This window comes from Ferrovibrio xuzhouensis (assembly GCF_042648965.1).
GTDB lineage: Bacteria > Pseudomonadota > Alphaproteobacteria > Ferrovibrionales > Ferrovibrionaceae > Ferrovibrio > Ferrovibrio xuzhouensis.
The window spans coordinates 355,281-381,578 of sequence record NZ_JBHRYJ010000003.1; the positions used below are offsets into that span (position 1 = coordinate 355,281).

General features: G+C 66.2%; 24 protein-coding genes. 6 read left to right on the forward strand and 18 right to left on the reverse strand.

Features of this window, described 5'->3' with window-relative positions; all coding sequences use genetic code 11:
- A complete protein-coding gene (gene gmk / locus ACFOOQ_RS15450) occupies positions 1-651 on the reverse strand; it encodes a guanylate kinase (protein WP_379728272.1) in 651 nt (216 codons plus the stop codon).
- Between the two features lie 15 nt (positions 652-666).
- Positions 667-1,545, reverse strand: coding sequence for a YicC/YloC family endoribonuclease (locus ACFOOQ_RS15455; protein ID WP_379728274.1), 879 nt, complete (start codon positions 1,543-1,545; stop codon positions 667-669).
- A gap of 83 nt (positions 1,546-1,628) precedes the next feature.
- Between ACFOOQ_RS15455 and ACFOOQ_RS15460 the strand changes: the two genes are divergently transcribed.
- Positions 1,629-2,396 carry an SDR family NAD(P)-dependent oxidoreductase gene (locus ACFOOQ_RS15460; protein ID WP_379728276.1) on the forward strand — a complete coding sequence of 256 codons (768 nt, stop codon included), beginning with the start codon at positions 1,629-1,631 and terminating at the stop codon, positions 2,394-2,396.
- A gap of 3 nt (positions 2,397-2,399) precedes the next feature.
- Here the strand turns inward: ACFOOQ_RS15460 and mltG are convergent, their stop codons facing one another.
- The 5 genes from mltG to fabD form a co-directional block, all read right to left on the reverse strand.
- Entirely contained in the window at positions 2,400-3,377 is a 978-nt protein-coding gene (gene mltG / locus ACFOOQ_RS15465) for an endolytic transglycosylase MltG (protein ID WP_379728278.1), read from the reverse strand.
- Between the two features lie 9 nt (positions 3,378-3,386).
- Positions 3,387-4,664: a beta-ketoacyl-ACP synthase II gene (gene fabF / locus ACFOOQ_RS15470; RefSeq protein WP_379728280.1), complete on the reverse strand. Its 1,278-nt coding sequence runs from the start codon at positions 4,662-4,664 to the stop codon at positions 3,387-3,389.
- 55 nt (positions 4,665-4,719) lie between these two features.
- The gene (locus ACFOOQ_RS15475) at positions 4,720-4,959 is read right to left on the reverse strand and encodes an acyl carrier protein (protein ID WP_379728282.1); all 240 of its coding nucleotides are present in this window, start codon (positions 4,957-4,959) and stop codon (positions 4,720-4,722) included.
- Between the two features lie 145 nt (positions 4,960-5,104).
- Positions 5,105-5,842: a 3-oxoacyl-[acyl-carrier-protein] reductase gene (gene fabG / locus ACFOOQ_RS15480; RefSeq protein WP_379728284.1), complete on the reverse strand. Its 738-nt coding sequence runs from the start codon at positions 5,840-5,842 to the stop codon at positions 5,105-5,107.
- Positions 5,843-5,881: 39 nt separating this feature from the next.
- A complete protein-coding gene (gene fabD / locus ACFOOQ_RS15485; protein WP_379728286.1) occupies positions 5,882-6,823 on the reverse strand; it encodes an ACP S-malonyltransferase in 942 nt (313 codons plus the stop codon).
- 247 nt (positions 6,824-7,070) lie between these two features.
- Here fabD and ACFOOQ_RS15490 point away from each other — a divergent pair, with 247 nt between their 5' ends.
- Positions 7,071-7,247 (forward strand): hypothetical protein, encoded by a 177-nt coding sequence (locus ACFOOQ_RS15490; RefSeq protein WP_379728288.1) that lies wholly within the window; start codon positions 7,071-7,073, stop codon positions 7,245-7,247.
- Between the two features lie 93 nt (positions 7,248-7,340).
- Here ACFOOQ_RS15490 and ACFOOQ_RS15495 read toward each other — a convergent pair whose 3' ends face one another.
- From ACFOOQ_RS15495 to ACFOOQ_RS15530, 8 genes are all read right to left on the reverse strand, one after another.
- Entirely contained in the window at positions 7,341-7,559 is a 219-nt protein-coding gene (locus ACFOOQ_RS15495) for a hypothetical protein (protein WP_379728290.1), read from the reverse strand.
- Between the two features lie 127 nt (positions 7,560-7,686).
- A complete protein-coding gene (locus tag ACFOOQ_RS15500; RefSeq protein ID WP_379728292.1) occupies positions 7,687-9,936 on the reverse strand; it encodes a tetratricopeptide repeat protein in 2,250 nt (749 codons plus the stop codon).
- 28 nt (positions 9,937-9,964) lie between these two features.
- Positions 9,965-10,327, reverse strand: a complete 363-nt coding sequence (gene flaF, locus ACFOOQ_RS15505) for a flagellar biosynthesis regulator FlaF (RefSeq protein WP_379728294.1) — start codon at positions 10,325-10,327, stop codon at positions 9,965-9,967.
- Entirely contained in the window at positions 10,284-10,700 is a 417-nt protein-coding gene (locus ACFOOQ_RS15510) for a flagellar biosynthesis repressor FlbT (protein ID WP_379728296.1), read from the reverse strand. Before ACFOOQ_RS15510 ends, flaF begins: the two co-directional genes overlap by 44 nt.
- A 174-nt stretch (positions 10,701-10,874) precedes the next feature.
- Positions 10,875-11,708: a flagellin gene (locus ACFOOQ_RS15515; protein WP_379728298.1), complete on the reverse strand. Its 834-nt coding sequence runs from the start codon at positions 11,706-11,708 to the stop codon at positions 10,875-10,877.
- Positions 11,709-11,929: 221 nt separating this feature from the next.
- Entirely contained in the window at positions 11,930-13,396 is a 1,467-nt protein-coding gene (locus ACFOOQ_RS15520) for a tetratricopeptide repeat protein (RefSeq protein ID WP_379728300.1), read from the reverse strand.
- Positions 13,393-15,462, reverse strand: a complete 2,070-nt coding sequence (locus ACFOOQ_RS15525) for a tetratricopeptide repeat protein (protein WP_379728302.1) — start codon at positions 15,460-15,462, stop codon at positions 13,393-13,395. Before ACFOOQ_RS15525 ends, ACFOOQ_RS15520 begins: the two co-directional genes overlap by 4 nt.
- Entirely contained in the window at positions 15,455-17,089 is a 1,635-nt protein-coding gene (locus tag ACFOOQ_RS15530; RefSeq protein WP_379728304.1) for a tetratricopeptide repeat protein, read from the reverse strand. Before ACFOOQ_RS15530 ends, ACFOOQ_RS15525 begins: the two co-directional genes overlap by 8 nt.
- Before the next feature lie 176 nt (positions 17,090-17,265).
- On the opposite strand from ACFOOQ_RS15530, the gene ACFOOQ_RS15535 reads away from it, so the two are divergent.
- The 4 genes from ACFOOQ_RS15535 (at position 17,266) to ACFOOQ_RS15550 (ending at position 23,437) form a co-directional block, all read left to right on the forward strand.
- A complete protein-coding gene (locus ACFOOQ_RS15535; RefSeq protein ID WP_379728306.1) occupies positions 17,266-18,720 on the forward strand; it encodes a lipopolysaccharide biosynthesis protein in 1,455 nt (484 codons plus the stop codon).
- Between the two features lie 9 nt (positions 18,721-18,729).
- Positions 18,730-21,423 carry a bifunctional acetate--CoA ligase family protein/GNAT family N-acetyltransferase gene (locus ACFOOQ_RS15540; RefSeq protein ID WP_379728308.1) on the forward strand — a complete coding sequence of 898 codons (2,694 nt, stop codon included), beginning with the start codon at positions 18,730-18,732 and terminating at the stop codon, positions 21,421-21,423.
- A 156-nt stretch (positions 21,424-21,579) separates the two neighbouring features.
- Positions 21,580-22,572 (forward strand): GTP 3',8-cyclase MoaA, encoded by a 993-nt coding sequence (moaA, locus tag ACFOOQ_RS15545; protein WP_379728310.1) that lies wholly within the window; start codon positions 21,580-21,582, stop codon positions 22,570-22,572.
- A 94-nt stretch (positions 22,573-22,666) separates the two neighbouring features.
- On the forward strand, positions 22,667-23,437 hold the full coding sequence (locus ACFOOQ_RS15550) for an NAD kinase (protein ID WP_379728312.1): 771 nt from the start codon (positions 22,667-22,669) through the stop codon (positions 23,435-23,437).
- 75 nt (positions 23,438-23,512) lie between these two features.
- Here ACFOOQ_RS15550 and ACFOOQ_RS15555 read toward each other — a convergent pair whose 3' ends face one another.
- From ACFOOQ_RS15555 to ACFOOQ_RS15565, 3 genes are all read right to left on the reverse strand, one after another.
- The gene (locus ACFOOQ_RS15555) at positions 23,513-25,099 is read right to left on the reverse strand and encodes an ABC transporter substrate-binding protein (protein ID WP_379728314.1); all 1,587 of its coding nucleotides are present in this window, start codon (positions 25,097-25,099) and stop codon (positions 23,513-23,515) included.
- A 79-nt stretch (positions 25,100-25,178) separates the two neighbouring features.
- Positions 25,179-25,805 (reverse strand): LysE family translocator, encoded by a 627-nt coding sequence (locus tag ACFOOQ_RS15560; RefSeq protein WP_379728316.1) that lies wholly within the window; start codon positions 25,803-25,805, stop codon positions 25,179-25,181.
- A 10-nt stretch (positions 25,806-25,815) separates the two neighbouring features.
- On the reverse strand, positions 25,816-26,280 hold the full coding sequence (locus tag ACFOOQ_RS15565) for an Lrp/AsnC family transcriptional regulator (protein ID WP_379728318.1): 465 nt from the start codon (positions 26,278-26,280) through the stop codon (positions 25,816-25,818).
- Positions 26,281-26,298: the final 18 nt, after the last annotated feature.

Consider the following 26,298-nt stretch of genomic DNA (forward strand, 5'->3'; position numbering starts at 1 on the left):
CTAACCGCCTTCGCGCAACCGCTTGACGAAATCGACCAGCCCGAGCCCGCGATGGCGCTTCAGCCGCTCGGCCTGCAGGATGGCATAGACCTGACCGAGGCACTCATCGACATTGTCGTTGATGACGATGTAGTCGTATTCGGCCCAGTGGCTGATCTCGTCGGCCGCCTTGGCCATGCGGCGCGCCACCACCTCGGCGGAATCCTGCGCCCGGGTATGCAGGCGCTTTTCCAAGTCGCGGGTCGACGGCGGCAGGATGAAGACGCTGACCAGGTCCTTCTCGGCGCGCTGGCGCAGCTGCTGGGTACCCTGCCAGTCGATGTCGAACAGCACGTCCTGCCCGGCCAGCAGGCGGCGCTCCACCTGTTCCTTCGGCGTGCCGTAGTAATAGTCGAACACCTTGGCGTGCTCGAGCAGCTCCTGCCGGTTCACCATCAGACCGAAATCCTCGGCGCTGATGAAGTGATAATGCGTGCCGTCCTCTTCGCCGGGCCGGCGCGGCCGCGTGGTCACCGAAACCGACAGGTGCAGGTTGCGGTCCATCTCCAGCAGGCGGCGCGAGATCGTTGTCTTGCCGGCGCCCGAAGGTGACGACAGCACCAGCATCAGGCCGCGGCGGGCGATATCGGTATGCGGGGCTTTGCCGCTCATGATCAAGGTCCGTCGCTATTCGATATTCTGGGCCTGCTCGCGCAGCCGGTCGATCACCAGCTTGAGGTCGAGGCCGATGGCGGTGAGTCCCGCATCGAAGGCCTTGGAGCAGAGCGTGTTGGCTTCGCGGTTGAATTCCTGGGCGAGGAAATCGAGCTTGCGGCCCACCCCGCGGCTATCGCCGCCGCCGATCAGGGCCCGGGTCGCCTCGATATGGGCATTCAGCCGGTCAAGCTCCTCGCGCACGTCAAGGCGGGTGACATGGATCGCCAGTTCCTGCGCCAGACGGTCCTCACTGACCGGCGGGCTCAGCGCCAGCAGATCATCAAGCTGCTGGCGCAGCCGGCGCCGCAGGGCCTCGGGCCGCACCGCCTCGACCTCGCGGGCGCGCCCGGCCAGGGTCGCGATCTCGTCGAGCTGCGTGGTCATCAGGGCCGCCAGCTTGGTGCCCTCGGCGGCGCGGCTTTCGACCAGGCGGTCGAGCGCCTGCGCGAAATTCTGCTTCAGCGCGGCCTCAAGCGTCTTGCGGGCGCCCTCGTCCTCCAGCGTCGCCATCGGTTCGACCACACCGCGCACTGCCAGCAGGCCGTCCAGCCGTGGCGCGCCGATGCCGCGGTCTTCCAGCCTTGCACCCAGCGCCAGCAACTGGTCGAGCAAGGTCTCATTCAGGCGGTAGGCCGGGGCGGCGTCGGTCGTCTCGGCGATTTGCAGGTTGAGGGTGACATTGCCGCGCACCAGCCTGGACTGCGCCAGCGCCCGCATTTCCGCCTCGATGCCGTCAAACCCCGGCGGCAGACGGAACCGCAGTTCGAGGCCGCGACCGTTGACGGATTTCAATTCCCAGATCCAGGACTTTCCAACCGCACGTCCGTCGACGCGGGCGAAACCAGTCATGCTGACAAGCGACACGAGTCCCCCAAGGGTGTTAATTTGGCCCGCACTATAGGGGCAAATCCACAGGGGGTCGAGGCTAAGACATGGCAGGACAATCGCTTTCCGGCATCCTGATCACCGGTGCCTCAAGTGGCATCGGCGAAGCGCTGGCGCGCCTCTATGCCGCGCCCGGCATCCTGCTGGTGCTGACCGGTCGCGACGCCGCCCGCCTCGAAACGGTGGCTGCCGCCTGCCGGGCCAGCGGCGCCACGGTCGAGGCCCGCACGGTACCGGTCACCGATGCTACCGCCATGAAAGCGCTGGTTGAGGAAACCGCGGCACGCTGCCGGCTCGATCTGGTAATTGCCAATGCCGGGGTGTCGGGCAGCTTCAGGACCTGGGATGACTTCGACGCTTACGTCCGCAGCATCACCGGCGTGAATATCGACGGCGTGCTGAACACGGTGAACCCGGCCATCCCCGTGATGGTAAAACAGGGCGGCGGCCAGATTGGCATCGTCGCCTCGATCGCCGGACTGCTGGCGATGCCCGGGGCCGTGCCCTATTCCTCGACCAAGCATTTCGCCCGCACCTATGCCGAGGAACTGCGTGGCCGGCTGGCGCCGGAAGGCATCCGCGTCTCGGCGATCTGCCCGGGCTTCGTGGTCAGCCGCATGACCGCCCGCAACAAGTTCCCGATGCCCTTCCTGATGGATACCGAAAAGGCCGCGCGCATCATCCGCACCGGCCTGCAGCGCAACCGCGGCCGCATCGCCTTCCCCTGGCAGATGCTGGCGCTGGTGCGCCTGGCCGGCCTGCTGCCCTATCCGCTGCTCGACCGGCTGCTGCGCCGCACGCCCCGCAAGGACTGACGCCTAGCGTTTCTGGCTGGCGCGATATGCCGCGACATTGCGCAGGTGCTGGTCGTAGGTCTCGGCAAAGACATGGCCGCCCCTGCCGTTGGCAACGAAATACAGGAAGTCGTTCTGCTCGGGCTGCAGCACGGCGGCCAGGCTGGCCCGCCCCGGATGGTTGATCGGCGTCGGCGGCAGGCCGGCATTGGCATAGGTGTTCCACGGCGTGTCCTGCCCGAGATCGGCGCGGGTCAGCGGCCGCTGCTGTTCCGGGTCACCATGGGTGATGCCGTAGATCACCGTCGGATCGGCCTGCAGCTTCATGCCGCGCTTCAGGCGGTTGAGATAGACGCCGGCGACCCGCGGCCGCTCGGCGGCGAGCGGGGTTTCCGCCTCGACGATGGAGGCCAGGATCACCGCCTGCTCGGGACTGGCCAGCGGCAGATCGGCCGCCCGCTCCGGCCACAGTCGCGCCAGCAGGTCCTGCTGGGCCTTGCGCATGCGGGCGAGCAACTCGCCCCGGGTATCGCCATGGATGAAGTTGTAGGTCTCGGGCAGCAGGCTGCCTTCCGGCACCGCCTCCTTGGGCCAGTCGCCTGACAAAGCCGCATCGCCGGAAACCAGCCGGCGGATTTCAAACGTGCTGAGGCCCTCGGGGATAGTCAGGTGATGCACCACCACACGACCGGCGGCGATCCGTTCCAGCGCGGCGCGCGGCGTCTCGCCTGGGGCAAAGGCATATTCGCCGGCCTTCAGATGCGGCCCGAGCCCGGTCTGCCAGGCGGCAAGCTCAAGCAGTCGGGCATCGCCGGCAACGCCGGCATCGGCCAGCAGTCTGGCGATCTGCCCGACATGGGCACCGCGCGGCACGATCAGGGTGACATTCTGCTGTGACGGGCCGGGCACATCCAGCCAGTGCAGGAACCAGGCGTAAGCTCCGCCACAGGCCAGCGCCGCCACCAGCACAATCGCCAGCAGCGCGCGCAGGAGGCTTTTCATCGCGGAAATTTAAGCGTCGTAGCGCTTCAGCACCAGCGAGGCATTGGTGCCACCGAAGCCGAAGGAATTCGACAGGGCGGCGCGCACCTCGCGCTGCTTGGCCTTGAGCGGCACCAGATCCATGCCCTCGGTCGCCTCGCTCGGATTCTCGAGGTTCAAGGTCGGCGGCACGATGCCGGTCTTGATCGCGAGCGTCGAGAAGATCGCCTCGACGGCACCAGCAGCCCCCAGCAGATGGCCGATCGCCGATTTGGTCGAGGACATCGACAGGCTGGCCACGGCATTGCCGAACAGCCGCTTTACTGCCTTCAGCTCGATCTCGTCGCCCAGCGGCGTCGAAGTGCCGTGCGCATTCACGTAATCGATCTCGGAGGGCTGCATCCCGGCACGCTTCAGTGCCATCTGCATGCAGCGGAAGGCGCCATCGCCGCTCTCGTGCGGCGCGGTGATGTGATAGGCGTCGCCCGACATGCCATAACCGACGATTTCGGCATAGATCGTCGCGCCGCGGCGCTTGGCATGCTCGAGTTCCTCAAGCACGACGACGCCGGCACCTTCGCCCATGACGAAACCGTCACGGCCCTGGTCCCACGGCCGCGAGCCGGCCTTCGGGTTGTCGTTGAAACCGGTCGACAACGCACGGGCGGCGGCAAAGCCGGCCACACCGAGCGGGCCGATGGTCGCTTCGGCGCCACCGGCGACCATCACATCGGCATCGTCCCACATGATGATGCGGGCGGCATCGCCGATGGCATGCGCACCGGTCGAGCAGGCCGTCACTACCGCATGGTTCGGACCCTTGAAGCCGTATTCGATGGAAACATGACCGGAAACGAGGTTGATCAGGCGGCCCGGCACGAAGAACGGGCTGATGCGGCGATGGCCCTTCTCTTTAAGCGTGATCGCCGCTTCCTCGATACCGTTCAGGCCGCCGATGCCCGAGCCGATCAGCACGCCGGTGCGGCAGCGCTGTTCCTCGTCGGCCGGCACCCAGCCGGAATCCTTCACGGCCTGCTTTGCCGCCGCCAAGCCGTAGACGATGAAATCGTCGACGCGCTTGCGTTCCTTGGCTTCCATCCATTCTTCGGGATCAAAGGCGTCGCTGCGATCCGGGAAATCCGCTTTCAGCGGCACCTGGCCGGCGATCCGCGCCGGCATTTCGGAGGCATCGAAACGGGTGATCGGGCCGAGGCCCGATTCACCATTGATCAGACGGGTCCAGGTCGCTTCAACGCCACAGGCAAGCGGCGTTACCAGGCCGAGGCCGGTGACGACGACACGACGCATGGCGAAACCTTTCTGACAGAAACGGAGCGGATAACTGGCGGCGGCGTCAGCGGGCTTACGACGCCGACTTCTCCTTGATGAAGTCGATCGCGTCCTTGACGGTCAGGATCTTCTCGGCGGCATCGTCGGGGATCTCGACGCCGAATTCCTCTTCGAACGCCATCACCAGCTCGACCGTGTCCAGGCTGTCCGCGCCCAGGTCATCGATGAAGCTGGCCGTCTCGGTAACCTTCTCTTCTTCGACGCCCAGATGCTCGACGACGATCTTCTTCACGCGCTCAGCAATGTCGCTCATTTCCAAAGTCCTTGTGGTTGTGGCTGCCTGCGCCGTACCGAAACGGGGGCAGCCGGCAGATGGGGGCCTCCCTTACCATAGAAACCCCACGCTTCCAAGATGTTCTGCCGAAGCCGAAGCACCGATTCTACGCCGGATTTCCGGCTTAAATCATGGCCATACCGCCATTCACATGCAAGGTCTGGCCGGTCACGTAGGCGGCTTCATCCGAGGCCAGATAAACCACGGCGGCAGCGATTTCCGGACCCTGACCGAGTCGGCCGGCCGGAATTTTCTGGGAAATCGCCTCTTTCTGCTGGTCAGTCAGCACATCGGTCATGGCGGTCTGGATAAAGCCCGGCGCCACGCAATTGGCGGTGATATTCCGCGAGGCCACTTCCTGGGCCAGCGACTTGGTCATGCCGGTCAGACCGGCCTTGGCGGCGGCATAGTTGAGCTGGCCCGGATTGCCGGTGGTACCGACCACAGAAGTGATGCTGATGATCCGGCCCCAGCGGCGCTTCATCATGCCCTTCAGCGAGGCCCGCGCCAGCCGGAAGGCCGCCGTGAGATCGACATCCAGAACGGTCTGCCAGTCTTCGTCCTTCATGCGCATGGCCAGGCCATCGCGGGTGATACCGGCATTGTTGACCAGGATGTCCACCTGGCCCATCGCGGCCTCGGCCTTGCCGATCAGGCCGTTCACCGCTTCCGCATCGGCGAGATTGCAGGGCACCACATGGACGCGGCTGCCGAGCTTGCCGGCCAGTTCCTGCAGGACGGCTTCACGGGTGCCCGACAGCGCCACCGTGGCACCCTGGGCATGCAGCGCTTCGGCAATGGCATTGCCGATCCCGCCCGTGGCACCGGTGACAAGCGCGAATTTGCCGGTCAGATCGAACATCCCGTCTCTCCTTGAACGCTGAACGTGGTCGGCTGCTGCTTACAGGCTTTTCGCCCAGGCTTCCAGTTCCGCCGGCGTGCCGACGCTGACCGGCTCGACCTCCTTGTCGATCCGCTTCATCAGTCCGGCCAGCACCTTGCCCGAGCCGAGCTCGGCGATCCGGGCAACGCCCTGCGCCTTCAGCCACAGCATGCTTTCGCGCCAGCGCACCAGGCCGGTGACCTGCTGCACCAGCAGTTTGCGGATCGCATCCGGATTCGATTCCGCCCTGGCGGTCACGTTGGAGACGACCGGCAGACGCGGCACAGTCATCGTCACCTTCGCCAGCGCCTCATTCATGGCATCGGCCGCCGGCTGCATCAGTGCGCAATGGAACGGCGCCGAGACCGGCAGCAGCATGCCGCGCTTCACGCCCTTGGTCTTCGCCACCTCGATGGCGCGCTCGACCGCGGTCTTCTGGCCGGAGATCACCACCTGGCCGCCGCCATTGTCGTTGGCACAGCCCAGCACCTCGCCTTCGGCTGCCTCGGCCACCACCTGCTGCGCGAGGTCGAGTTCGGCGCCCAGCAGGGCCGCCATCGCGCCTTCGCCCACCGGCACGGCCTTCTGCATCGACTGGCCGCGCAGCTTGAGCAGGCGCGCGGTATCGGCCACCGACAGTGCTCCCATGGCGCAGAGCGCCGAGTATTCGCCCAGCGAGTGGCCGGCGGCATACTGGCCCTTGGCGGCGAGATCGACACCGAAGTCCTTCTCGACCACGCGAACCACGGCCAGGCTGGCCGCCATCAGGGCCGGCTGGGCATTCTCGGTCAGCATCAGGTCGGCTTCCGGCCCCTCGAACATCAGCACCGACAGCTTCTGCGACAGGGCGTCATTCACCTCTTCGAAAACCTGCCGTGCGGTGGCGAAGGCCTCGGCCAGCTCGCGCCCCATACCGACGGCCTGGCTGCCCTGGCCGGGGAACACATAGGCACGGCTCATAGTCGAACGCTCCTGCTGTCTGTCAGCGCCGGGGACCGGCGAAAATGTCGCGCCAGTCATAAGCGGCGGCCCGGTCCTGTCAAGCGTCCGCGCCGGCAGATCGCCGGAGCGCATCGCCATAAGTTATTGATATTTCTTATATTGCCAGATTGCACCGGCGCGCCAGGATATGCGGCTCAGCCGCATCTGCAGACTTTGCCCGGGCGGCCAGATCGGTTATAGTAAAGGCGGAATTAAGGAGCCATCCGTGGAAGCAACGGGCGTCAAGCAGCAACTGTATCTCGTCGGGCTGAAAGTGGCCCGCGACTCGCAGCTTGCCGTGCTCAGCGCGGTCAGCGCCGGACTCGAGAACATCAAGCAGATCACCAAGGCATCGGCGCCGACCGCTGCCGGTGTCGGCGGCCAGATCGACATCAAGGCCTGACCGCCGCTTCCGCCACGAACAAAAAGCCGGTCCGCATGCGGACCGGCTTTTTTATTGGCTAACCGGCGCCGGCGTTAAGCCGGCCGCCTGTTACTAGGTGTCGAAAGCGCCCGAGCGGATGGTATCCGGCAGCTTCTCGAGGCCATGGGCGGTGACCGCCTTGCCGAAAATCGAGGTCAGCTCGGCCAGCGCCATGCTCATCGCAATGGCTGCCACCACTTCGCGGTTGATCCCGCCATTCACCAGAGCTTCCCAGGTCGCGACGAAGGATTCGCGGGTGACCTTGCTCTGCTCTTCTTCCGTCATCGACATTGGGAATGCCCCCTCTTTTGCCAGTCGTGGCGCGTTATTCTGCCACCTTCTCTTCGCATAATTTGGTTACCGAAAGCTAAACCGTCTAAAAAAGCAGAAACCCTGTTGGGCCTATACTAGCAGATCGTTACCCCTGCGCGACAGCCCGCTGCCGGGCGGCGGCGACCATCTCCTGCCAGATCGGCCGGGCCCGGTCGAGCAGCACGGCGACCGCCTCACCCGGCTCGCTGCGACAGATGCGGACAGAGTCGTACCAGGGGGTCCGTGTCCCCTGGTGGCCCCAGTACCACAGCACACCCCGTTCATCGGGCAGCAGGATCAGGGTCGGCAGGCCGAGCCCGGCGGCCAGATGGGCTGCGGCCGTACTGATCGTAACCACGAGGTCGAGAGCGGCAATCTGGGCGGCCTGGTCGTCGATGCTCGCCAGCGGATCGATCTCCGGATCATGCCGTACCGACAGACCGGTCGCCGCCTGCGCCTGTGCAATATCCTCCGCCACCTGACCATATTGCAGCGACACGGCATGCAGGCCGGGCTCGCTGAACAGCGGCGCCATATCGGCCAGCGCAAGCGACTTGGCCCGGCCATTGGCAGCGTTGCGGCTGCTCCAGGCGACGCCGACCAGCAGATCCTGCGGCGCCAGGCTGGCGCGATAGCGCGCCCGCAGCCGGTCGCGCAGATGCGGTTCGGCACGCAGATATCCGGCAGGCTGGCTGGCGAAGCTGGCCTTGTCGGGCCGCACCAGGCCGCCGAGATCGCCGAGCGGGCGCTGGCAGGCAAGGTTCAATCGCATCGGATCCAGACTCGCGTCGTCGGCCACGACTTGCAGGAACGGGAACGAGCGGGCAAACAGCGGCACCAGGCGCCGGTCCGTCGCAACCACCAGCTCCGCCCCCGTCGCCGCCAGGTCGGGCAGCAGGCTGCTGTAGAGAATCTCGTCGCCGACGCCCTGCTCGCGCCACAGCAGCAGGCGGCCAGGCGGCGGCTGCCGGCCATCCCAGCGCGGCAGGCCACGGCTGCCATCAGGCGTCGTCCATCCATCGCTTTTCCAGCGCCAGGCATAATGCGGCCAGGCTTCGGCGTAGCGTTCCTGCCGCAGGCGCATGATCCCGAGGTTGTTGTGACTGGTCGCATCGTCAGGATGGTCGGCGAGCACCGCCGCATACAGGGCTTCGGCCTCATCGAACTGCTTGCGCAGCCCGTGGATATTGGCGAGGTTGCCGCGTGCCGCCGGCAAGGCCGGATCGCGCGCCAGCGCCTCATGGCACATGGCCTCGGCGGCATCGAGGTCGCCACGGCGTGCCTCCAGACCGGACAGATTGGCATAAAGCTCCGTCCGCTCCGGATCCAGGGCGATGGCCTTGCGGTAAGACACACAGGCGTCCTCGAGCCTGTCCTGCCTGGCATAGACCAGGGCAAGGTCGGCCCAGGGGCCAGGCTCGTCTGGCCGTCGTGCCGCCATGGTCTGCAGGAACGGCAGCGCCTTGTCATTGGCGCCGAGACGGGTCAGGGCAAAGCCGAGAGCGGACACCGCGGCAAGGTCGTCCGGCTGGAGACCATGCAGACGCTCCAGCAGCGGCATCGCCTCGGCATAGGCCTCGCGATCGAGCAGCAGCTTGCTCAGCAAGCCGAGGCAAACCGCATGTCCAGGATCGATGGCAAGAGCGGCGCGACAGGCTTCCTCGGCGGCGGCGGCTTCGCCTTCGGCCACGGCGATGCCGCCGCGCAGCACATGGCGTTCGGCCGCCGGAAGATCATAGCCATCCAGCAGGTCCGCCAGCTGCCGTGCGGCGGCACTATCTTTTGCCGCGAGGCTGCGTTTTGCGAGATTCAGCACCTGTGGCGCAAAGCCGGGGGCTGACGCCAGAATGCTGTGCAAGGCAGGCAGCGCCTCCGCCATGCGGCCGGCCTGCCATTCGGTCGAGGCCAGATTGAAACGGGCGGCGACATAACCCTGATCGGCCTGCAATGCAGCCCGGAAATGCTCTCTGGCAGCATCCCATTCAGCCGCCGCCTGCGCCAGCAGGCCGAGATTGTTGTGGGCTTCGGCATTCGCAGGGTCGATGGCCACGGCCGCAGCATAGGCCACCTGCGCGGCCGGGCGGTCGCCCAGCGCCCTGCAGATGGTGCCGAGCGTGTTGCGGTAGGCAGAGACATTCGGATCGTGGCGAACCGCGGCCTCGACGAAGGGCAGGCCCTGCTCGGGATGTCCGGCCTGCTCCAGTGCCATGCCTACCAGATGCAGGGCGTCGGTATTGTCGGGCCGGTCGGCAAGCACCACGCGGTACAGGGCAATCGCCGCATCCAGGTTGCCGTGCTGGTGCTGGTCAACCGCCTGCTGCAATCGCCGGCGCCAGTCCGGAACCGCCCCCGTCATCGAGACCGCCGCAGCGTCAGGCCCCGGGCTATTTCAGCCCGTCCATGATGTTACGATTGATGGCAATCAACGGTTCGACATCCGTCGACTGTCCCTGGGTGATCTTGTCGGTATGCTTGTTGACGAAGATGCAGATATTGATCAACGCGACCTTGAGGTCCTTGGTCATGCGGTTTGCCTCGTCCAGCACCTCGGGCATCAGGTGGTTCCAGACGTCGCGGTTCCAGCCAATGGCATAGGCGATCTTCGCGACCTCGGCGGGATGAGCGCTGCCCATGAGCGGGCGGACATCCATCAGGGCGCGGGTCACCGAGGAGAAAAGGCGGTATTCAATCTGCCGTGGCGTCTCAAGCGTGTTCTGGGCTGTCAGGTAAGGATTTTTTCCCGACATCAAGCAGTCTCCTCTCCACCTCGATCAGGCGTCGAGCCAGTTTCAGGAGCTTGAAATAGTCCTTCTGGACCAGTGCCGCCCCAATGCTGGCTACGATGGCATGAGTACTCGGGGCAGCCTTAACGAATTCCAAACAGGCGCTTTTTATCTGCGGATAATATTCGTCGAATTTTTCTTCCCACAGATATGCCAACTGGCAGAGATAGTAGATTTTCTTCCCCAGGCTATCAACATCCTCCGGCCGCATGATGTGCTTCTCGCGGAGGAAGGACGCCTTGTTCTCGATGATGATGCTCGCCGACTTCGACAGGCTCAGCACCGCCCGGTTCAGAATGAACTTCTCCCCGGCCTTGAGCGTAATGATCAGCGGCACGCGCATCCGGAGGGGTTTGGCCCTCCGCTCCGTCAGTTAACTCGTCCGACAGGGCTATCCGGGTTCGCGGGCGTCGTCAAGCAAACCCGGCGCCAGCCGCGATCCGGTCGCCTGCGGACAAAAAGAAAGGGGGCCCGGAGGCCCCCTTCCCGTACCCGAAGCTGGCTTCGGTTATTAGCGGAACAGGCTGAGCAGCGTGTTGGGCTGCTGGTTGGCGATCGACAGCGCCTGGATGTTCAGCTGCTGGCGCACCTGCAGGGACTGCAGGGTGGCGCTTTCGGCCGCGACATCGGCGTCGACCAGGGAGCCGAGGCCCTTCTTGGTGGCGTCGACCAGGTCATCAACGAAGCCCTTCTGCAGGGTGATCGAGCGCGACTGGGCCGCGACCGCCGCAGAGATCGAGTTGACCAGCGACTCCAGGGTGCCGAGGTCGGCAATCGCCGAACCGTAGTTCGATGCCGCGGTGTAGTTGGTGGTGAACAGGCTCGAGAAGCTCGAAACGGACGAGGACAGATCCGAACTCGTCTGCAGGGTCAGCGAGGTGCCGGTGACGTCAGCCACGAACGACACGGCGGTGCCGGTGGTGCTGGCGCTCAGCAGGTTCTTGCCGTTGTAGGTCGCCTGATTGACGTAGTTGGTGATCTGGCCGATCAGCTGGTTGACATCATTCTGATACACGGTGCGCTGGTCGGTGGTCAGCGAGCCGTCGGCGAGGTTGGCGAACTTCGCCTTCACGTCACCGATCAGGTTCGAGATACCGGTCAGCGCGGCGGCGGTCACCTGGCCGAGGCCTTCACCGGCAGCCAGCGAGGACTGCACCGAGGCATAGGCCTTGATGTTGCCGCGGATGCCCTGGGCAACCGCGAAGACCGCGGCGTCGTCGGACGCATCGGCGACCTTGAAGCCGGTCTGGACTCGCTTGGAGGTTTTGTCGAGGTCGGAGTTGGTGGTCCGGAGGGACGACAGCGCGACGAGCGCACCAACGTTGGTATTGACGGAATTAGCCATGGTCTGACTCCTGTTCTAGGATCAATAGAGTTATGCCCTCTTTTGAGAGCTTCCGCTTTAGAGCAGATCGCCGTCACAAGGTCAATATCAAAGTTGCAATGCCCGGTTACTCTTTCGCGGGGTGTTATCGGGTTTTAACCCCAGTCACGGCCGGCAGGCACGTGCGCTCCTTGCGGAATTTTTAATAAGATATTGAAAGTTATAAATAAAAATAACAATCTCTACGGCCCGATTGCGGCCGCGAGGGCAGCCGTCCAGTCGCCGGCCTGTGTCTGGCGTGTAATCCGTACGCTTCGGTACCACGGACAAATGTTTCCGCTTACAGGCCAGTACCACAATCGGCCCCGCCCGGCCGGCAGCAACAGCCGGCATGGCACCCCCAGCCCACCGGCAACATGCACCGTGGTGTTGCTGACCGTCACCACGTCGTCGAGAGCCGCAACCTGGGCGGCAAAGCCGTCGAGATCGCGGAAGCCGTCGATGGCCGGGTCGTCGTGGATGGCGATGCCAGCCCCGCGCAATGCGGCGAGATCCTCGGCGCAGTCGCCGTATTGCAGGCTGATCCACTGGATGCCGGGCTGCCGCAGGGCCGGCAGCAAATCATGCACCGGAATGCTTTTATCGACGCCAATGCGGCGATTGGTGCTGCGCCAGCTCAGGCCCACCAGCCTGCGATCGCCGGCCATCGCCTGATAGCGCGCGCGCAGTGCCGTCCGCCGCGTTTCATCCGCCACCAGGTCGATGCCGCCGGCGGCAAAATCCCCGGCCTCCCGCCGCAGCCAGCGACCGAGACTGCCGAACGGACATTGCGCCGCCGCATCAATCGGCGTGCCGCGGGCGACCACCGTGATGCCATGCGGCGCCAGGCTGCGGCGGAACAGGTCAACCAGGCGCGGGTCGACGGCAACGGCCACCCGCGCACCGCTGCGCGCCGCGGCATCACGCAGCATGGTGCCATACAGAATCTGATCGCCGACGCCCTGCTCGCCCCACAGCAGCAGGCCGCCACCCTTCAGCGCTGCGCCGTCCCAGCGTGGCAGGCCGAGGCCCCAGTCGCGCTCGTCGTATTCTTCGTTGCGCCAACGCCATTCATATTCCACCCAGCCTTCGGCATAGGCGCCAGCCGACAGCCGGAACAGACCGTAATTCATGTGCACACTGGCCGCATTCGGGGCCAGTGCCAGCAGCAGGCGGAAATGACGGCCCGCAGCGGCGGTATCGCCAAGATCCTCCCACAGCAGCATGGCAAGGTTGTTGCGGGCCGGCACGTGGCCAGGCTGCAGCGCCAGCGCGATCTCGAATTCGGCTGCCGCAGCGGCCGCATCGCCACGGCCGCGCAGCAGATTGGCGAGATTGTAATGCCCTTCGACATAGCGCGGGTCGAGCGTAACGGCCCGTTTATAACTGACTTCGGCGTCGGCCGGACGGCCGGCAGCCAGCAGCGCCGTCGCCAGATTGCCGTGCCATTCCGCCTGATCGGGAACCTGGGCAATGGCGCGGCCGATCAGGTCTATGGCGCGCAGGTGGTCACCATGATGATCAGCCAGCAGGCCCAGCAGATGCAGGGCGTCGGGCTGGTCCGGCTGCTGCGCCAACACGGCTTCATAGCAGCGCTGCGCCGCAGCCAGATCGCCGGCCTGATGCCGCCGCACGCCGTCCTGCAGCAGGCTTTTCATACTGCCCGTCACGCGACGCTGCCCTGCAGGTGCCCGCGCATTGCGACGGCAACTGCCGCAATCGTTCCCCGCCAGTCATTCGCGACGCCGGCCGGCTGCCGGAACAGCCGGACCTGCGGATACCATGGGCTGTCGTCACGCTCGAGATGCCAGTACCACAGCCGGCCGAGGCCGCTTGGCACGAGGACCCAGCAGGGCGTGCCGGCGGCGGCGGCGATATGGATGCCGCTGTTGCTGCAGCCGACCAGCAGGTCAAGCGCCGCCGCCTGTGCTGCATAGCCATCGAGATCGTTCAGGGCATCGACTGTGTCGTCGTGCAGGATGTCGATGCCATGCTGCTGTTTCAGCTGCAGGCGTTCTTCGGCCGTATCGCCATACTGCATATCGACAAAGAGAATGTCGCGCCGGTTCAGCACCGGCAGCCAGTCGACCAGCGGCGCGCTTTTCAGGGTACCGAGGCGGCGATTGATGCTGCGCCAGGTGATGCCGACGATATGCCGCCTGCCAAAGGATTCGTACCGCGCCCGCAATGCCGTCACGCGCGCCGGATCCGGTTTGAGATAGGCGACGGGCGGCGGCGCTGCCTGCAGATCGGCGCGCAACCAGGCACCGATATCGCCAAGTCCGGCCTGCACATCGGCGCCGGCTGCCAGTCGGTCGATCTGCGCGGCATCCACCGGCACGTCGACCGGTTCGACGCGCAACCCGGGGATCGACCGGGCGAAGAGTGGCACCAGCCGCGGATCACAGCCGAACACGATATCGGCACCGGATTCCAGCAAGCCCGGCAGCAGGCTGCCGAACAGCACCTGATCGCCGATCCCCTGCTCACCCCAGACCAGCAGTCTCTGCCCCGGCCGCACCACGCCGTCCCAGCCCGGCAGTCGCGCAGCGAAGGCCGCACCGCGCGGGTCAGGGTTGCGGGCCGTCATTCGCGCCCGGTAGAGCGGCCACGCCTCGGTCAGCCGGCCGAGCGACATCAGCAGCAGGACCCGCTTGAAATCGGTATCAGCCAGGATTTCCGGCTTGCGCCCACCGGTGACCCGCAGAGCCGCCTCATAGTCCTCAAGCGCGCCGTCGTAGTCTCCGGCATGTTCGCGCGTCGTGGCGCGGTAACTGAGGGCGATGCTGTTATCGGGATACAACGCGACCAGCCGGTCGCAACAGGACACCGCCTCGTCTATCCGGCCGGCCAGTGACAGGGCCGCCGCGTAACAGGCCAGGGCTTCAAGCTGGTCCGGCGCCACCTGCAGCGCATGGCCCAGAACCCCGAGCGCGTCCTGCGGCTGCTGCAGGCGCACATACAGGTCGCCCAGGCCGGTCAGCGCCTCGATGCGATCCGGCTTCAGCATCAGGACCGCACGGAATTCGGCAATGGCTGCGGCACAGGATTTGGGCGTATCGATGGCCGCCAGCGTATTGGCCAGATTCTCCCGGTAACGCAGATCCGCCGGTGCCAGGGCAATCGCCTTGCGATGCTGCAGCAAGGCCTCGGGATATCTAGCCAGCAACCGCAGGGCAATGGCCAGAAGATCGCGGGCAACGGCATCCGACGGCAGGCCTTTGACCGCCGCGACAAGATGCGGCAAGGCATCGCCCGGCTGCCGGCGCCGCATCTGCAGCCGCCCCAGTCCCAGATGTGCCGCTGCATTCCGCGGCATCGCCTCCAGTGCGGCCGTGTAGTGCCTTGTCGCACCGATGTCATCGCCGCGACTGGCCAGCAGATTGCCGAGATTGACATGACCATCGGCAAAGCGCGGATCGATGGTCAAGGCCATCCGGTATGCCGCCTCCGCCTCGTCCTCACGTCCGAGCGACAGCAGCGCATTGCCAAGGTTGCCATGATAGACTGCCATCCGCGGCGCCCGCGCGATCGCCCGGTTAATCAGGCCCACCGCCTCTTCGTGCCGCCCCTGCTGGTCGGCAATCACTCCCAGCAGATGCAGCGCATCGGGATGGTCCGCCGCCTGCTGCAGCACCGCTTCATAGCCCTTGCGGGCAGCATCCAGATCGCCGCGATCATGGGCGTCCAGCGCCGATTGCAGCCGGGATGCAACGCTGTCGATCTGCTCAGCCATGGTCGCCCAGCCTGCGGCCGGCCTCGGCCACCACCGCTCCCCATTCACCGGCCCGCTGCTGACGCAACAGCCGGATGCTGGCATACCAGGGGCTCGTTTCGCCTTCCCGCGGCCAATACCACATGCGGCCGCGCCCGGCTGGCAGCAGCACATAGCAAGGCATCCCGAGCGCGCCGGCGATATGCACTGTCGAATTGCTGCTGCTGACCACGCAGTCCAGCGCAGCGATCTGCGCGGCCAGGCCGTCGAGATTGCGCGTCGGGTCGATCCCGGGATCGCGGTGAACGACAATACCGTGCGCCTGCATCAGCTGTTCGATCTCGGCGGCAACCTCGCCATACTGCAGGTTGATCCAGACATACCCCGGCTGCAGCAGCAGGGGCAGCAGCGCCTCGAGGCTGAGGCTCTTGTAGTCGCCCAGATGGCCATTGGCACTGCGCCACGACAGGCCGACAAGTTTGTCGCCCGGCCGCCCCAGGGCGGCATAGCGGGCGCACAGGCGGTCACGCAGCCCGGTGTCGGCCTTGAGGTAGATACCCGTGCCGAAATCCGCCGCTGACTGGCGAACCAGCGCACCAAGGCTGCCGAACGGGCATTGCGCGACCGCGTCAGTCGCGGCCCCGCGCGCCACAATGCGGATGCGCGGATCGGCAAAGCTGCGCGCGAACAGCGGCACCAGCCGGTCGTCCACCGCGATCACGAAAGCCGTATCACCGCGCGCCAGTATATCCGGCAGCAGGGTGCCATACAGGATCTGGTCGCCGATGCCCTGTTCGCCCCACAGCAGCACCGGGCCATCCGCGGACATCCCGTTCCAGCGCGGCAGTCCGAGGCTCCAGTCGCGTTCGCCGAACTTGGCCACGTTCCAGCGATGCTCGTATTCATCCCAGCCCGCGGCATAGTCTCCCACCGACAGCAGGAACAGGCCGTAATCCATGTGGCCTTCCTGGTTGTCGGGGGCGATTTCCCGTAGGCGTTTGAAAGCGGCCCGCGCCTCGTCCGGCCGGTTGGCCAGCCCGAGGGTATAGGCCAGGTTCTTCTGCGCCGAGGCAAAGTCGGGCCTGATCGCCAGGGCCTGCCAGTAATGCGCGATGGCCTGATCGAAGGCTTCGGCCTCGAGGTGCTCGTTACCGATCCCGTTCAGCGCCGCCACATCGCCGGGCTGGAATTTCAGCGCCGTGCTGAAGGCGTCGAAGGCCTCCGCGCGGCGATCGAGCCGCCGGTAGGTGATGCCGAGCATCGAGTGGGCCGGTCCGTAATCCGGCCACAGCTGGACTGCTTTTTCGAAGAGAGGCAGTGCGCCTTCGACCTGCCCGCGATCCATCAGGCAGCGGCCGCGTTCCACCAGCAGGCCACCATCGACCATGCCGGCGGACAGCGCGTCATCCAGCAGGCGCTCGGCCTCGTCGAGCCGACCGGTCTCGCGCTGCGCAGCGGCCAGCTGCCGCAGGACGAACGGGTCGCCGGGCTTGCACGCGACCGCGCTTTTCAGCAGCGCCAGTGCCTCGTCGACAGATCCTTCCTGGCGGGCGATCAGGCCGAGGCGCAGTTGTGCATCGCCGTTGTCCGGATCGAGCTTCAGCACCAGATTGCAGGCCCGGCGCGCATCGGCGAGATACCCGCCCATCTGCAACTTCTTGGCCGTAACCAGCGCGTGCTGGATTTTCTGAGATATCGCTTCTGGCAACATGGCTGTCTCTGGCACTGTTATGCCATGAGCGTTAACGGAATCGAAATCCCCTGCCGCCCGGCACCGGCAATATTCCTTCCGGCCCGGCTGCCGCGACTCGGCCGGAGGCCCTGATGCGTCTGCCGCGCCTCGCCGCGCCCGCGGCGCCGGAAGCGCTCGACGGCCCGCCGGCCTTTGCCGCCGCCCTGCGCCATGACTATGGCAGCTACCTGGTGTCGCTCGGCCTGATCAGCCTCGGCAACGTCGTGCTGCTGCCGATCATCACGGCATACCTGCCACCCGCCGATCTCGGCCTGTACAGCCTGGTCGAGACGACAATGATCCAGGGCATTACCTTCAGCCTGCTCGGGCTGAAATTCGCCTATCTCTATTACTATGCCCATGCACCGGCCGGGCAGCGGTCCAGCCTGTTCGGCGCCACCCTGTTGCTGGCGGCAGCCGCCAGTCTGTTCGGCGGATTGGTCCTGTGGGGGCTGTTCAGCAGCGCCACGATCATGGCCCGCTTCGATACCGTCCCGCTGTCGCAGGCCTGGCTGGTTGTGCCGTTGCTGACCTTCGGGGCGATGCAGACCATCCTGATGACCGAACTGCGGGCGGCACGGCAGGCCTGGCTGACCGGCGTCATCGCCGTCGGCCAGCTGGCGATCAGCCTGCTCGGCAGCCTGCTTCTGGTGGCCGTCTATGGCCTTGGCCTCACCGGCCTGCTGTCCGCCCAGCTGATCACCGGCTGCCTGGTGACCGGCCTGACCCTGTCCCTGATGCGGCACCGCCTGCGGTTTCACTGGCAGCCGGCACAGATGCAGGCCCTGCTGCGCTACGGCCTGCCGATGATGGGCAGCCTGATGCTGCGCTACAGCCTCGACACGCTGTGCCGCTTCCTGCTTGCTGCCCTGGTCTCGATCGAAGCCGCCGGCCTGTTCCTCGTCGCCAACAGCATTGCCACGATCTTCGACAGCCTGCTGGCGCTGCCTTTCTTCACGGCCTGGGGCGGCCTCGTGCACCATGCCCTGCGCCGGCCGCTGGCGGCGAGAATCGTCGGCCATGCCGCCGGCCTCGCCATCGCCCTGAGCAGCCTGCTCGTCCTGGCCATCCTGGCAGCGCGGCCATGGCTGTTCGATCTGCTGGCCCACAGCCCCATGCCCGAGGCGGCCGGGTTGTTCACGCTGCTGCTGCTCGGCAAGGCCGTGATGCTGGTCCGCTCGCCGCTGACGGCCGGCATCCTGGTGACCGGACACACCGGCTGGGCCACCGGCAACAGTCTGCTGGGCCTTGTCGTGTTTCTGGTCCTGATCTATCCGCTGGCCCGCCTGTGGCAGGTCGAGGGCATGGCCGCCGCCCTGCTGATTGCCCATACCACGACAACGCTGGTGCTGGTGGCGCAATCCTGGCGTCATTGCCGGCCGCAGATCGACGGCAGGGCCCTGTGGCTCGGCGGTGTCGCCCTCTGCGGCGCCCTTCTCGGCCTGACGCCTGCCGGCAGTCCTGCTATTCTCGCCGCCCTGCTGGGTGCAGCACTGGTCGCCGGACTGATGGCATGGCGTCACCCGGCTGACACCGAACCGGTATAGTGGTGCCGCATGACCGTCCGCAATCTCGACAAGATGTTCTCGCCGCGCTCGGTCGCCGTGATCGGTGCCTCCGAGCGGCCGATGCGCGTCGGCACCGTGGTACTGAACAATCTGATCGAAGGCGGCTTCAACGGTGAGCTGTGGCCGGTCAATCCGAAGTACCGCATGCTGCAGAAGCGGCGCTGCTTTCCCTCCATCGCCGCCCTGCCGGCGGCGCCCGACCTTGCCGTCATCTGCACGCCGCCCGCGGTCGTGCCCGAGCTGATCACGGCGCTCGGCGAGATCGGCTGCCGCGCCGCCGTGGTGCTGACCGCCGGCCTGTCGCAGGGCACGCTGCCCGACGGCCGCAGCCTGCAGCAGGCGATGCTGGAAGCCGCCAAACCGTATCTGCTGCGCATTCTCGGCCCCAACTGCGTCGGCCTGCTGGTCCCCGGGCTGCGGCTGAACGCCAGCTTTGCCCATACCAGCGCCCAGCCGGGCCAACTCGCCTTCGTCAGCCAGTCCGGCGCGCTGTGTACCATCGTACTCGACTGGGCGAAGCAGCACGGCATCGGCTTCAGCCACTTCATCTCGCTGGGCGATTCCGCCGACGTCGATTTCGGCGACATGCTCGACTATCTGGCCAGCGACCCGCAGACCCGCGCCATCCTGCTGTATATCGAGTCGGTCAAGCACGCGCGCAAGTTCATCTCGGCCGCCCGTGGCGCCGCCCGCAACAAGCCGATCGTGGCGGTCAAGTCCGGCCGCAACGCCCGCGCCGCCCAGGCCGCCGCCTCGCATACCGGCGCGCTGGCCGGCGGCGACGACGTCTATTCGGCCGCCCTGCAGCGCGCTGGCATCCTGCGGGTGGACGGCATCGAGGAACTGTTCGACGCGGTCGAGACGCTGGCCCGCACCCGCCGGCTGCCCGGCGAGCGGCTTGCCATCGTCACCAATGGCGGCGGCCCCGGCGTGATGGCGGTCGACAAGCTGATCGAATATGGCGGCAAGCTGGCCGACCTCGCCCCCGCCACGCTGGCCCGGCTCGACGCGACGCTGCCGGCGACTTGGTCGCATGGCAACCCGGTCGACATCATCGGCGACGCCCCCAGCGAGCGCTATGCCGATGCCGTGCATGCCGTGCTGGAAGACCCCGGCGTCGATGCCGTGCTGGTGATGCATGCACCGACCGCGATTGTCCCGTCGCTGCAACCGGCACAGGCGGTGATCGAGGCGGCGCACGGCAGCATGAAGAACGTGCTGGCCTGCTGGTCCGGCGGCGATGCCGTGCGTGACGCCCGCAAGGCCTTTGCTGCCGCCGGCCTGCCATCCTTTGCCACGCCGGATGCCGCCGCCCGCGCGTTTGTCCATATGGTCGACTACCGCCGCAACATGCAGAGCCTGATGCAGACGCCGGCGGCCCTGCCTGAGGATTTCCGCCCCGATTATGCCGCCGTTCGCGCCGTGATCGAGACCGCCCTGCGCGAGAAGCGGCGGATGCTGAACGAGATCGAGGGCAAACGGATTCTTGCCGCCTATGGCATCCCGGCGGTCGCCACCGAGGCGGTGACCAATGCGGCCGAGGCGGTTGCCGCCGCCCACCGGACCGGGTTTCCCGTTGCGCTGAAAATCCTGTCGCCGGATATCACGCATAAATCCGATGTCGGCGGCGTGGCGCTGAATCTCGGCAACGCGGCCGAAGTGCAGTCGGCGGTCGAGACCATGGCAGCCCGCGTCCGCGCCCAGCGGCCCGAAGCCCGCATCGACGGCTTCACCATCCAGCCGATGCTGCGACGCGCCCGCGCCCACGAGTTGATCGTTGGCGCCCTGACCGACCCGATCTTCGGACCGGCGATCATGTTCGGCCAGGGCGGCATCGGCGTCGAGGTGATCGGCGACCGCGCGGTTGCCCTGCCGCCGCTCAACCTGCATCTGGCCAACGACCTGATCGACCGTACCAAGGTCAGCCGCCTGCTGTCGGGTTATCGCGATTTCCCGCCGGTCGACCGCACGGCGCTGGCCACCGTGCTGATCCGCGTCGCCCTGCTGGTGGCTGACCACGCCGAAATCCGCGAACTCGACATCAATCCGCTCTACGCCGACGACCAGGGCCTGATCGCGCTCGATGCCCGCATGGTGATCGCGGCGAGCAGCGTCATCGGCCATGACCGGCTGGCCATCCGGCCCTATCCGCAGGCGCTGGAAGAGACCGTGACCCTGCGCGGCGGTGAAACCGTGCTGCTGCGCCCGGTGCGGCCCGAGGACGAGCCAACCCATCGCGATTTCGTCCAGCGTGTCTCGGCCGAGGATTTCCGGCTGCGCTTCTTCTCGCCGATGCGCCACCTGCCGCATTCGGAAATGGCCCGCTTCACCCAGATCGACTATGAACGCGAGATGGCGTTCATCGCCACCCGGCCGGGACCGGACGGGCAATCGGAAACGCTGGGCGTGGTGCGCGCGATCACCGATCCGGACAACATCCGCGCCGAATTCGCCGTGCTGGTGCGCAGCGACTTCAAGGGCCACGGCCTCGGCGATATCCTGATGCACAAGATCATCGACTATTGCCGCCAGCGCGGCACCCGCGAGATCATCGGCGACATCCTGCGCGAAAACCAGGCGATGCGGAATCTGGCGACGGAGCTCGGCTTCCGGGCCACCACCACCAACCTGGGCACCGATGTGGTGGAAATGCGCCTGCCCCTGCAGCCGGCCGCCGACTGACCGATCGCCGACTGACCGATCCCCGGCTGACCGATCCCCGGCTGACCGATCTTGGGGCGGGGGATTGCCCCGGCCCATCCCCCTCACTATGTTAGCAACAGGGAGGACGGCTCGTTTTTGTCCGTTTTCCGGGCAGATCAACAGGCAGCCGGTATCATGCAGGACCCTTTTGGCCGTTCCATTTCGTATTTGCGCGTTTCGGTCACCGACCGCTGCGATTTCCGCTGCGTCTACTGCATGTCGGAAGACATGTCGTTCCTGCCCAAGACGGAAGTGCTCAGCCTCGAGGAACTCGACCGGCTCTGCGGCACCTTCATCCGCATGGGCGTGCGCAAGCTGCGCCTGACCGGCGGCGAGCCGCTGGTGCGCCGCGGCATCATGACCCTGATCGACAGCCTCGGCCGGCACCTGCAGACCGGGGCGCTGGACGAACTGACCCTGACCACCAACGGCAGCCAGCTTGAGAAATACGCTGTCGACCTGTTCGCTGCCGGCGTGCGCCGGATCAACGTGTCGCTCGACACCCTGCAGGCGGACAAGTTCGCCGCCATCACCCGTTGGGGCAAGCTCGACAAGGTGATGGCCGGGCTCAAGGCCGCCAGGGCGGCCGGGCTGCAGGTCAAGATCAATGCCGTTGCGCTGCGCGGCGTGAATGACGATGAATTCGACGAGATGATCGCCTGGTGCGGCCGCGAGGGCTTTGACCTTGTGCTGATCGAGGTGATGCCGATGGGCGAAATGGGCGATGCCACCCGGCTCGACCAGTATCTGCCGCTGTCGATGGCCCGGGCGCAGATCCAGCGGCGCTGGACCCTCGACGAGAGCGATTATCGCACTGGCGGGCCGGCGCGCTATTATACCGTGCGCGAAACCGGCGGCCGGCTCGGCTTCATCACCCCGCTGACCCATAATTTCTGCGAGAGTTGCAACCGGGTGCGGCTGACCTGCACCGGCACGCTGTATATGTGCCTCGGCCAGAACGATGCCGCCGACCTGCGCAGCCCGCTGCGCGCCTCCGACGGCGACGCCGATCTGGAAGCTGCCATCCGCGAGGCGATTTCCCGCAAGCCGAAGGGCCATGACTTCGTGATCGACCGCCGGCAGGCGCCGACCGCCGTGCCGCGTCACATGAGTGTCACCGGCGGCTGATGCTGCGGCCGCGGGGACTGGCCCGGCCGGCATGCCGCCCTCTATACTGCCGCCTGATCGCGTCGCCCCTCCTCCTCCATCCCACCGGAACGGCATGACTGGATTCAGCAAAATCGCCTTTGTTGCCGCGCGCGGCGATGCAGCCGGGGCGGCACGCGACCGGCTCGCCGCCCGCTATGGTGACGCCAAGCCGTCGGAGGCCGAACTGATCGTGGCGCTGGGTGGCGACGGCTTCATGCTGCAGACCCTGCACAAATACATGACCCGCAACGTGCCGATCTACGGCATGAATCAGGGCACGGTCGGCTTCCTGATGAACGAATACAGCGAGGCCGACCTGCATGAGCGGCTGGCCGGCGCCAATGTCGCCGAGTTGCACCCCCTGCGCATGCGCGCCGTCACCGAGGGCGGCGCCGAGCACGAGGCGCTTGCCATCAACGAGGTCGCCCTGCTGCGGCAGACCCGGCAGACCGCCAAGCTGCGCATCACGATTGACGGCCGGGTCCGCGTCGAGGAACTGATCTGCGACGGCGTGCTGCTGGCCACGCCGGCCGGCAGCACCGCCTATAACCTCTCGGCGCATGGTCCGGTGCTGCCGCTCAATGCCGGCGTGCTGGCACTGACCCCGATCAGTGCTTTCCGGCCGCGGCGCTGGCGCGGCGCCCTGCTGCCGCGCGCGGCAAAAGTGAAGATGGACGTGCTGGACAATTTCAAGCGGCCGGTTTCGGCCACCGCCGATTTCAACGAGGTCCGCGACGTCGTCGAGGTCGAAATCGCCGAAGCGCCGGATATCCGGCTGCGCCTGCTGTTCGATGCCGGCCACGATCTTGAGGAACGCATCCTCACGGAACAGTTCATTTCCTGACCGCGGTGCCACCGGCAGAAAAGAAAAACGCCGCGGCGCGCGCCGCGGCGTTTTCCGTGATCGAAGGTCAGTCCCTTACTGGGGCTTGACGTCGTTCGGATAGGTATACTGGTCGGCACGCGCCTTGTAGACCAGCCCCTTGCGGGTCGCCCACGGCGTCACCTCGATGTGGATCGGGATCAGCGCCTGATCGTCCATCGCCATCTTCGAGGCCTTCTGCAGCAGTTCGCTGCGCTTGGCGTCGTCGACGGTCTTCAGCGCCTCGTCCAGCACCGCATCCATCGCCGGGTTCGAATAGCGGCCCTTGTTGGTACCGCCGAAACCCTTGCTCTTGTCCGGCGTGGCGACCAGCGAGCGCAGCGGGTCCGACATTTCGCCGGTACCGGCACCCCAGCCCGCGAGATAAGCCGAGTACTTGTACTCGTCGCGGTTCTTGAAGAACACGGTCTTGGTCACCGCCTCGACCTTGGTCTTCACGCCGACGCGAGTCCAGAACGAGGCGACCGCCTGGGCAACTTCGGCGTCGTTGATGTACCGATCGTTCGGCGTGCCCAGCGTGATCTCGAAGCCCTTCGGATAACCGGCTTCCGCCAGCAGCTTCTTGGCCTGCTCGGGATCATACTTGTCCGGCTTGGCATCCTTGCGGGTGCCGAACATCGGATACGGCAGGAAATCGCCGGTCGGCTGGCCGAGGCCCTCCATGATGCGAGTGTCGATCGCCTCGCGGTTGATCGCCATCGACAGCGCCTTGCGGACGCGGACATCCTTCAGCGGGTTCTTGCCCTTCACATCCGTAATGCCGACCGCCTCGTCACTATGGCTGTCGAGATGGATGTAGATCAGCCGGTTGGACACCGCCTGGCTGATGCTGACCTTCGGGTTGTCGCGCAGCTTCTTGAGGTCGGCCGGCGGGGGATTCTCGATCATGTCGACGTCGCCGGCCAGCAGGGCGGCAACGCGGGCCGCGTCATTCGACATCGGCCGGTAGATCACCTTGTCCCAGGTCGGCTTGCCGCCCCAGTAATCCGGGTTGGCAGCCAGCACCAGCCGGTTGCCGCGGATCCACTCGACGAACTTGTACGGCCCGGTACCGACCAGGCCCTCGCCGTTGTTCAGCTGCTCGGTGGTCATGCCCTCGGCCACGCCAGGCTTCGCCGCCTTCGCCGACATGATCGCCACGCGGCTCAGGTCGGTCGGCAGCAGCGGATAGGGTACCTTGGTGGTGAAGTCGATGGTATAATCATCGACCACCTTCATCGCGGTGATCGAGCGGGTGAACAGCGTCATCGGCGACGGGCTGTTCGGCACCTTGGCCGGCCGCTCGATCGAGAAGACGACGTCCTTGGCCGTGAACGGCGAGCCGTCGTGGAACTTCACGCCCTGGCGCAGTTTGAATTCCCAGGTGGTGTCGCTGGTCGGCTTCCAGCTCGTCGCCAGGCCCGGCGTCAACTTCTGACTCGAATCCTGCAGCACCAGCGTGTCAAAGATCGTGTAGGCGATCTGGTTGTTCGGACCGAGATTGTGGTAATGCGGGTCCAGCGAACTGGGTTCCGCCGACAAGCCGATCTTCAGCTCGGCCGCCTGCGCGGAAGCGCCGCCGAGCGACATCATTCCGCACGACAGCAGGGCAGCCGCCGCCAGCGTTTTCCATTGCATCGTCATACTAGTCTCCCCGTTGCGGCGCATACGCCGATCTGACGGCGCAGCTTGCCGATTCACGTCGCGGCTGACAAGGTTTTGGTTAGACGATGAGTGCAACCGCGAAGGCGATCAGCGCAAAACCCGCGATACGGTTGATCCAGTGCCGTGATTCGTCGCTGATGCGCTGCCGCAAGAGGCTGACGGTGCCGCTCAGGATTGCCCACCAAAGCAGCGAACCGGCGAAAACTCCGGCAACCGCTGCGACCGAAGCATGCAGCGGCGCACCGGCGGCCAGTCCGAGCGCCGCGAACAGGGCCGCAAAGGACAGAATCGTCGTCGGATTGCTCATGGTCAGCAGGAAGGTCACGACCAGCAGGCGCAACGGCGGCGCCATCGCCGGCGTCACCGCCGCCTGGGCGGCCGCCCCCTGTGTGGCAGGCCGTGCCGTCATCGCCCGCCAGCCGAGCCAGGCGATCAGCGCCGCCCCGCCCCAGCGCAACCAGTCCTGCACCGGCCCGGTCACCCCGGCCAGGGCGGCAAACCCCGCTGCCGCCAGCGCCGCGTAGACGGCATCGGCCACCGCCGTGCCGATGCCGCCGCTGAACCCCGCCCAGAAACCGCCGGCCAGACAGCGCTGGATGCACAGCACGCCGATCGGCCCGACCGGCGCCGCCACCGCCAGCCCGAGCAGGATGCCGCGCAGCAGCAGTTCGGCATCGTCCATCATGGGGCGGCCATCATGCGCCGGGCGGAACCGGAACGGGCAGGACCGGGCTGTCCTTGGCCGAGGAGAGCACCACCACGCTGCGGCTGCGCGGCACGCCCGGCAGGGTCTTGATGCGCCGCGCCAGCAGGTCCTCCAGCGCGACAATGTCGGCAGCGCGGACCTTGAGCAGATAGGACCAGTCGCCGGTGACATGGTGGCATTCGAGGATCGCCGGCTCGTCCCGCACCAGTGCCAGAAAGGCCGGCTCGTGCTCCGGCCGCTCGATCAGCACCTCGACAAACGCCAGCACCGGACAGCCGGCCGCGGCCGGGTCGACCAGCGCCGACCAGCCGCGGATCGCGCCCTGGCGTTCGAGTTTTTTCAGCCGTTCGTTGACGGCGGAGACCGACAGGCCGACGGCGGCGCCGATCTCGGCATAGCCGGCACGGCCGTTTGCCTGGATAAACTGTATGATTTTGCGGTCAAAATCATCCATGACCGCAAAATATACATG

Bases quoted from the DNA above. Each gene is read 5' to 3' on its own strand.
- gmk (WP_379728272.1), bottom strand. From the start codon at position 651: ATGAGCGGCAAAGCCCCGCATACCGATATCGCCCGCCGCGGCCTGATG.
- ACFOOQ_RS15455 (WP_379728274.1), bottom strand. From the start codon at position 1,545: ATGACTGGTTTCGCCCGCGTCGACGGACGTGCGGTTGGAAAGTCCTGG.
- ACFOOQ_RS15460 (WP_379728276.1), top strand. From the start codon at position 1,629: ATGGCAGGACAATCGCTTTCCGGCATCCTGATCACCGGTGCCTCAAGT.
- mltG (WP_379728278.1), bottom strand. From the start codon at position 3,377: ATGAAAAGCCTCCTGCGCGCGCTGCTGGCGATTGTGCTGGTGGCGGCG.
- fabF (WP_379728280.1), bottom strand. From the start codon at position 4,664: ATGCGTCGTGTCGTCGTCACCGGCCTCGGCCTGGTAACGCCGCTTGCC.
- ACFOOQ_RS15475 (WP_379728282.1), bottom strand. From the start codon at position 4,959: ATGAGCGACATTGCTGAGCGCGTGAAGAAGATCGTCGTCGAGCATCTG.
- fabG (WP_379728284.1), bottom strand. From the start codon at position 5,842: ATGTTCGATCTGACCGGCAAATTCGCGCTTGTCACCGGTGCCACGGGC.
- fabD (WP_379728286.1), bottom strand. From the start codon at position 6,823: ATGAGCCGTGCCTATGTGTTCCCCGGCCAGGGCAGCCAGGCCGTCGGT.
- ACFOOQ_RS15495 (WP_379728290.1), bottom strand. From the start codon at position 7,559: ATGTCGATGACGGAAGAAGAGCAGAGCAAGGTCACCCGCGAATCCTTC.
- ACFOOQ_RS15500 (WP_379728292.1), bottom strand. From the start codon at position 9,936: ATGACGGGGGCGGTTCCGGACTGGCGCCGGCGATTGCAGCAGGCGGTT.
- flaF (WP_379728294.1), bottom strand. From the start codon at position 10,327: ATGTCGGGAAAAAATCCTTACCTGACAGCCCAGAACACGCTTGAGACG.
- ACFOOQ_RS15515 (WP_379728298.1), bottom strand. From the start codon at position 11,708: ATGGCTAATTCCGTCAATACCAACGTTGGTGCGCTCGTCGCGCTGTCG.
- ACFOOQ_RS15525 (WP_379728302.1), bottom strand. From the start codon at position 15,462: ATGGCTGAGCAGATCGACAGCGTTGCATCCCGGCTGCAATCGGCGCTG.
- ACFOOQ_RS15530 (WP_379728304.1), bottom strand. From the start codon at position 17,089: ATGGGCGGGTATCTCGCCGATGCGCGCCGGGCCTGCAATCTGGTGCTG.
- ACFOOQ_RS15535 (WP_379728306.1), top strand. From the start codon at position 17,266: ATGCGTCTGCCGCGCCTCGCCGCGCCCGCGGCGCCGGAAGCGCTCGAC.
- ACFOOQ_RS15540 (WP_379728308.1), top strand. From the start codon at position 18,730: ATGACCGTCCGCAATCTCGACAAGATGTTCTCGCCGCGCTCGGTCGCC.
- moaA (WP_379728310.1), top strand. From the start codon at position 21,580: ATGCAGGACCCTTTTGGCCGTTCCATTTCGTATTTGCGCGTTTCGGTC.
- ACFOOQ_RS15550 (WP_379728312.1), top strand. From the start codon at position 22,667: ATGACTGGATTCAGCAAAATCGCCTTTGTTGCCGCGCGCGGCGATGCA.
- ACFOOQ_RS15555 (WP_379728314.1), bottom strand. From the start codon at position 25,099: ATGACGATGCAATGGAAAACGCTGGCGGCGGCTGCCCTGCTGTCGTGC.
- ACFOOQ_RS15560 (WP_379728316.1), bottom strand. From the start codon at position 25,805: ATGATGGACGATGCCGAACTGCTGCTGCGCGGCATCCTGCTCGGGCTG.
- ACFOOQ_RS15565 (WP_379728318.1), bottom strand. From the start codon at position 26,280: ATGGATGATTTTGACCGCAAAATCATACAGTTTATCCAGGCAAACGGC.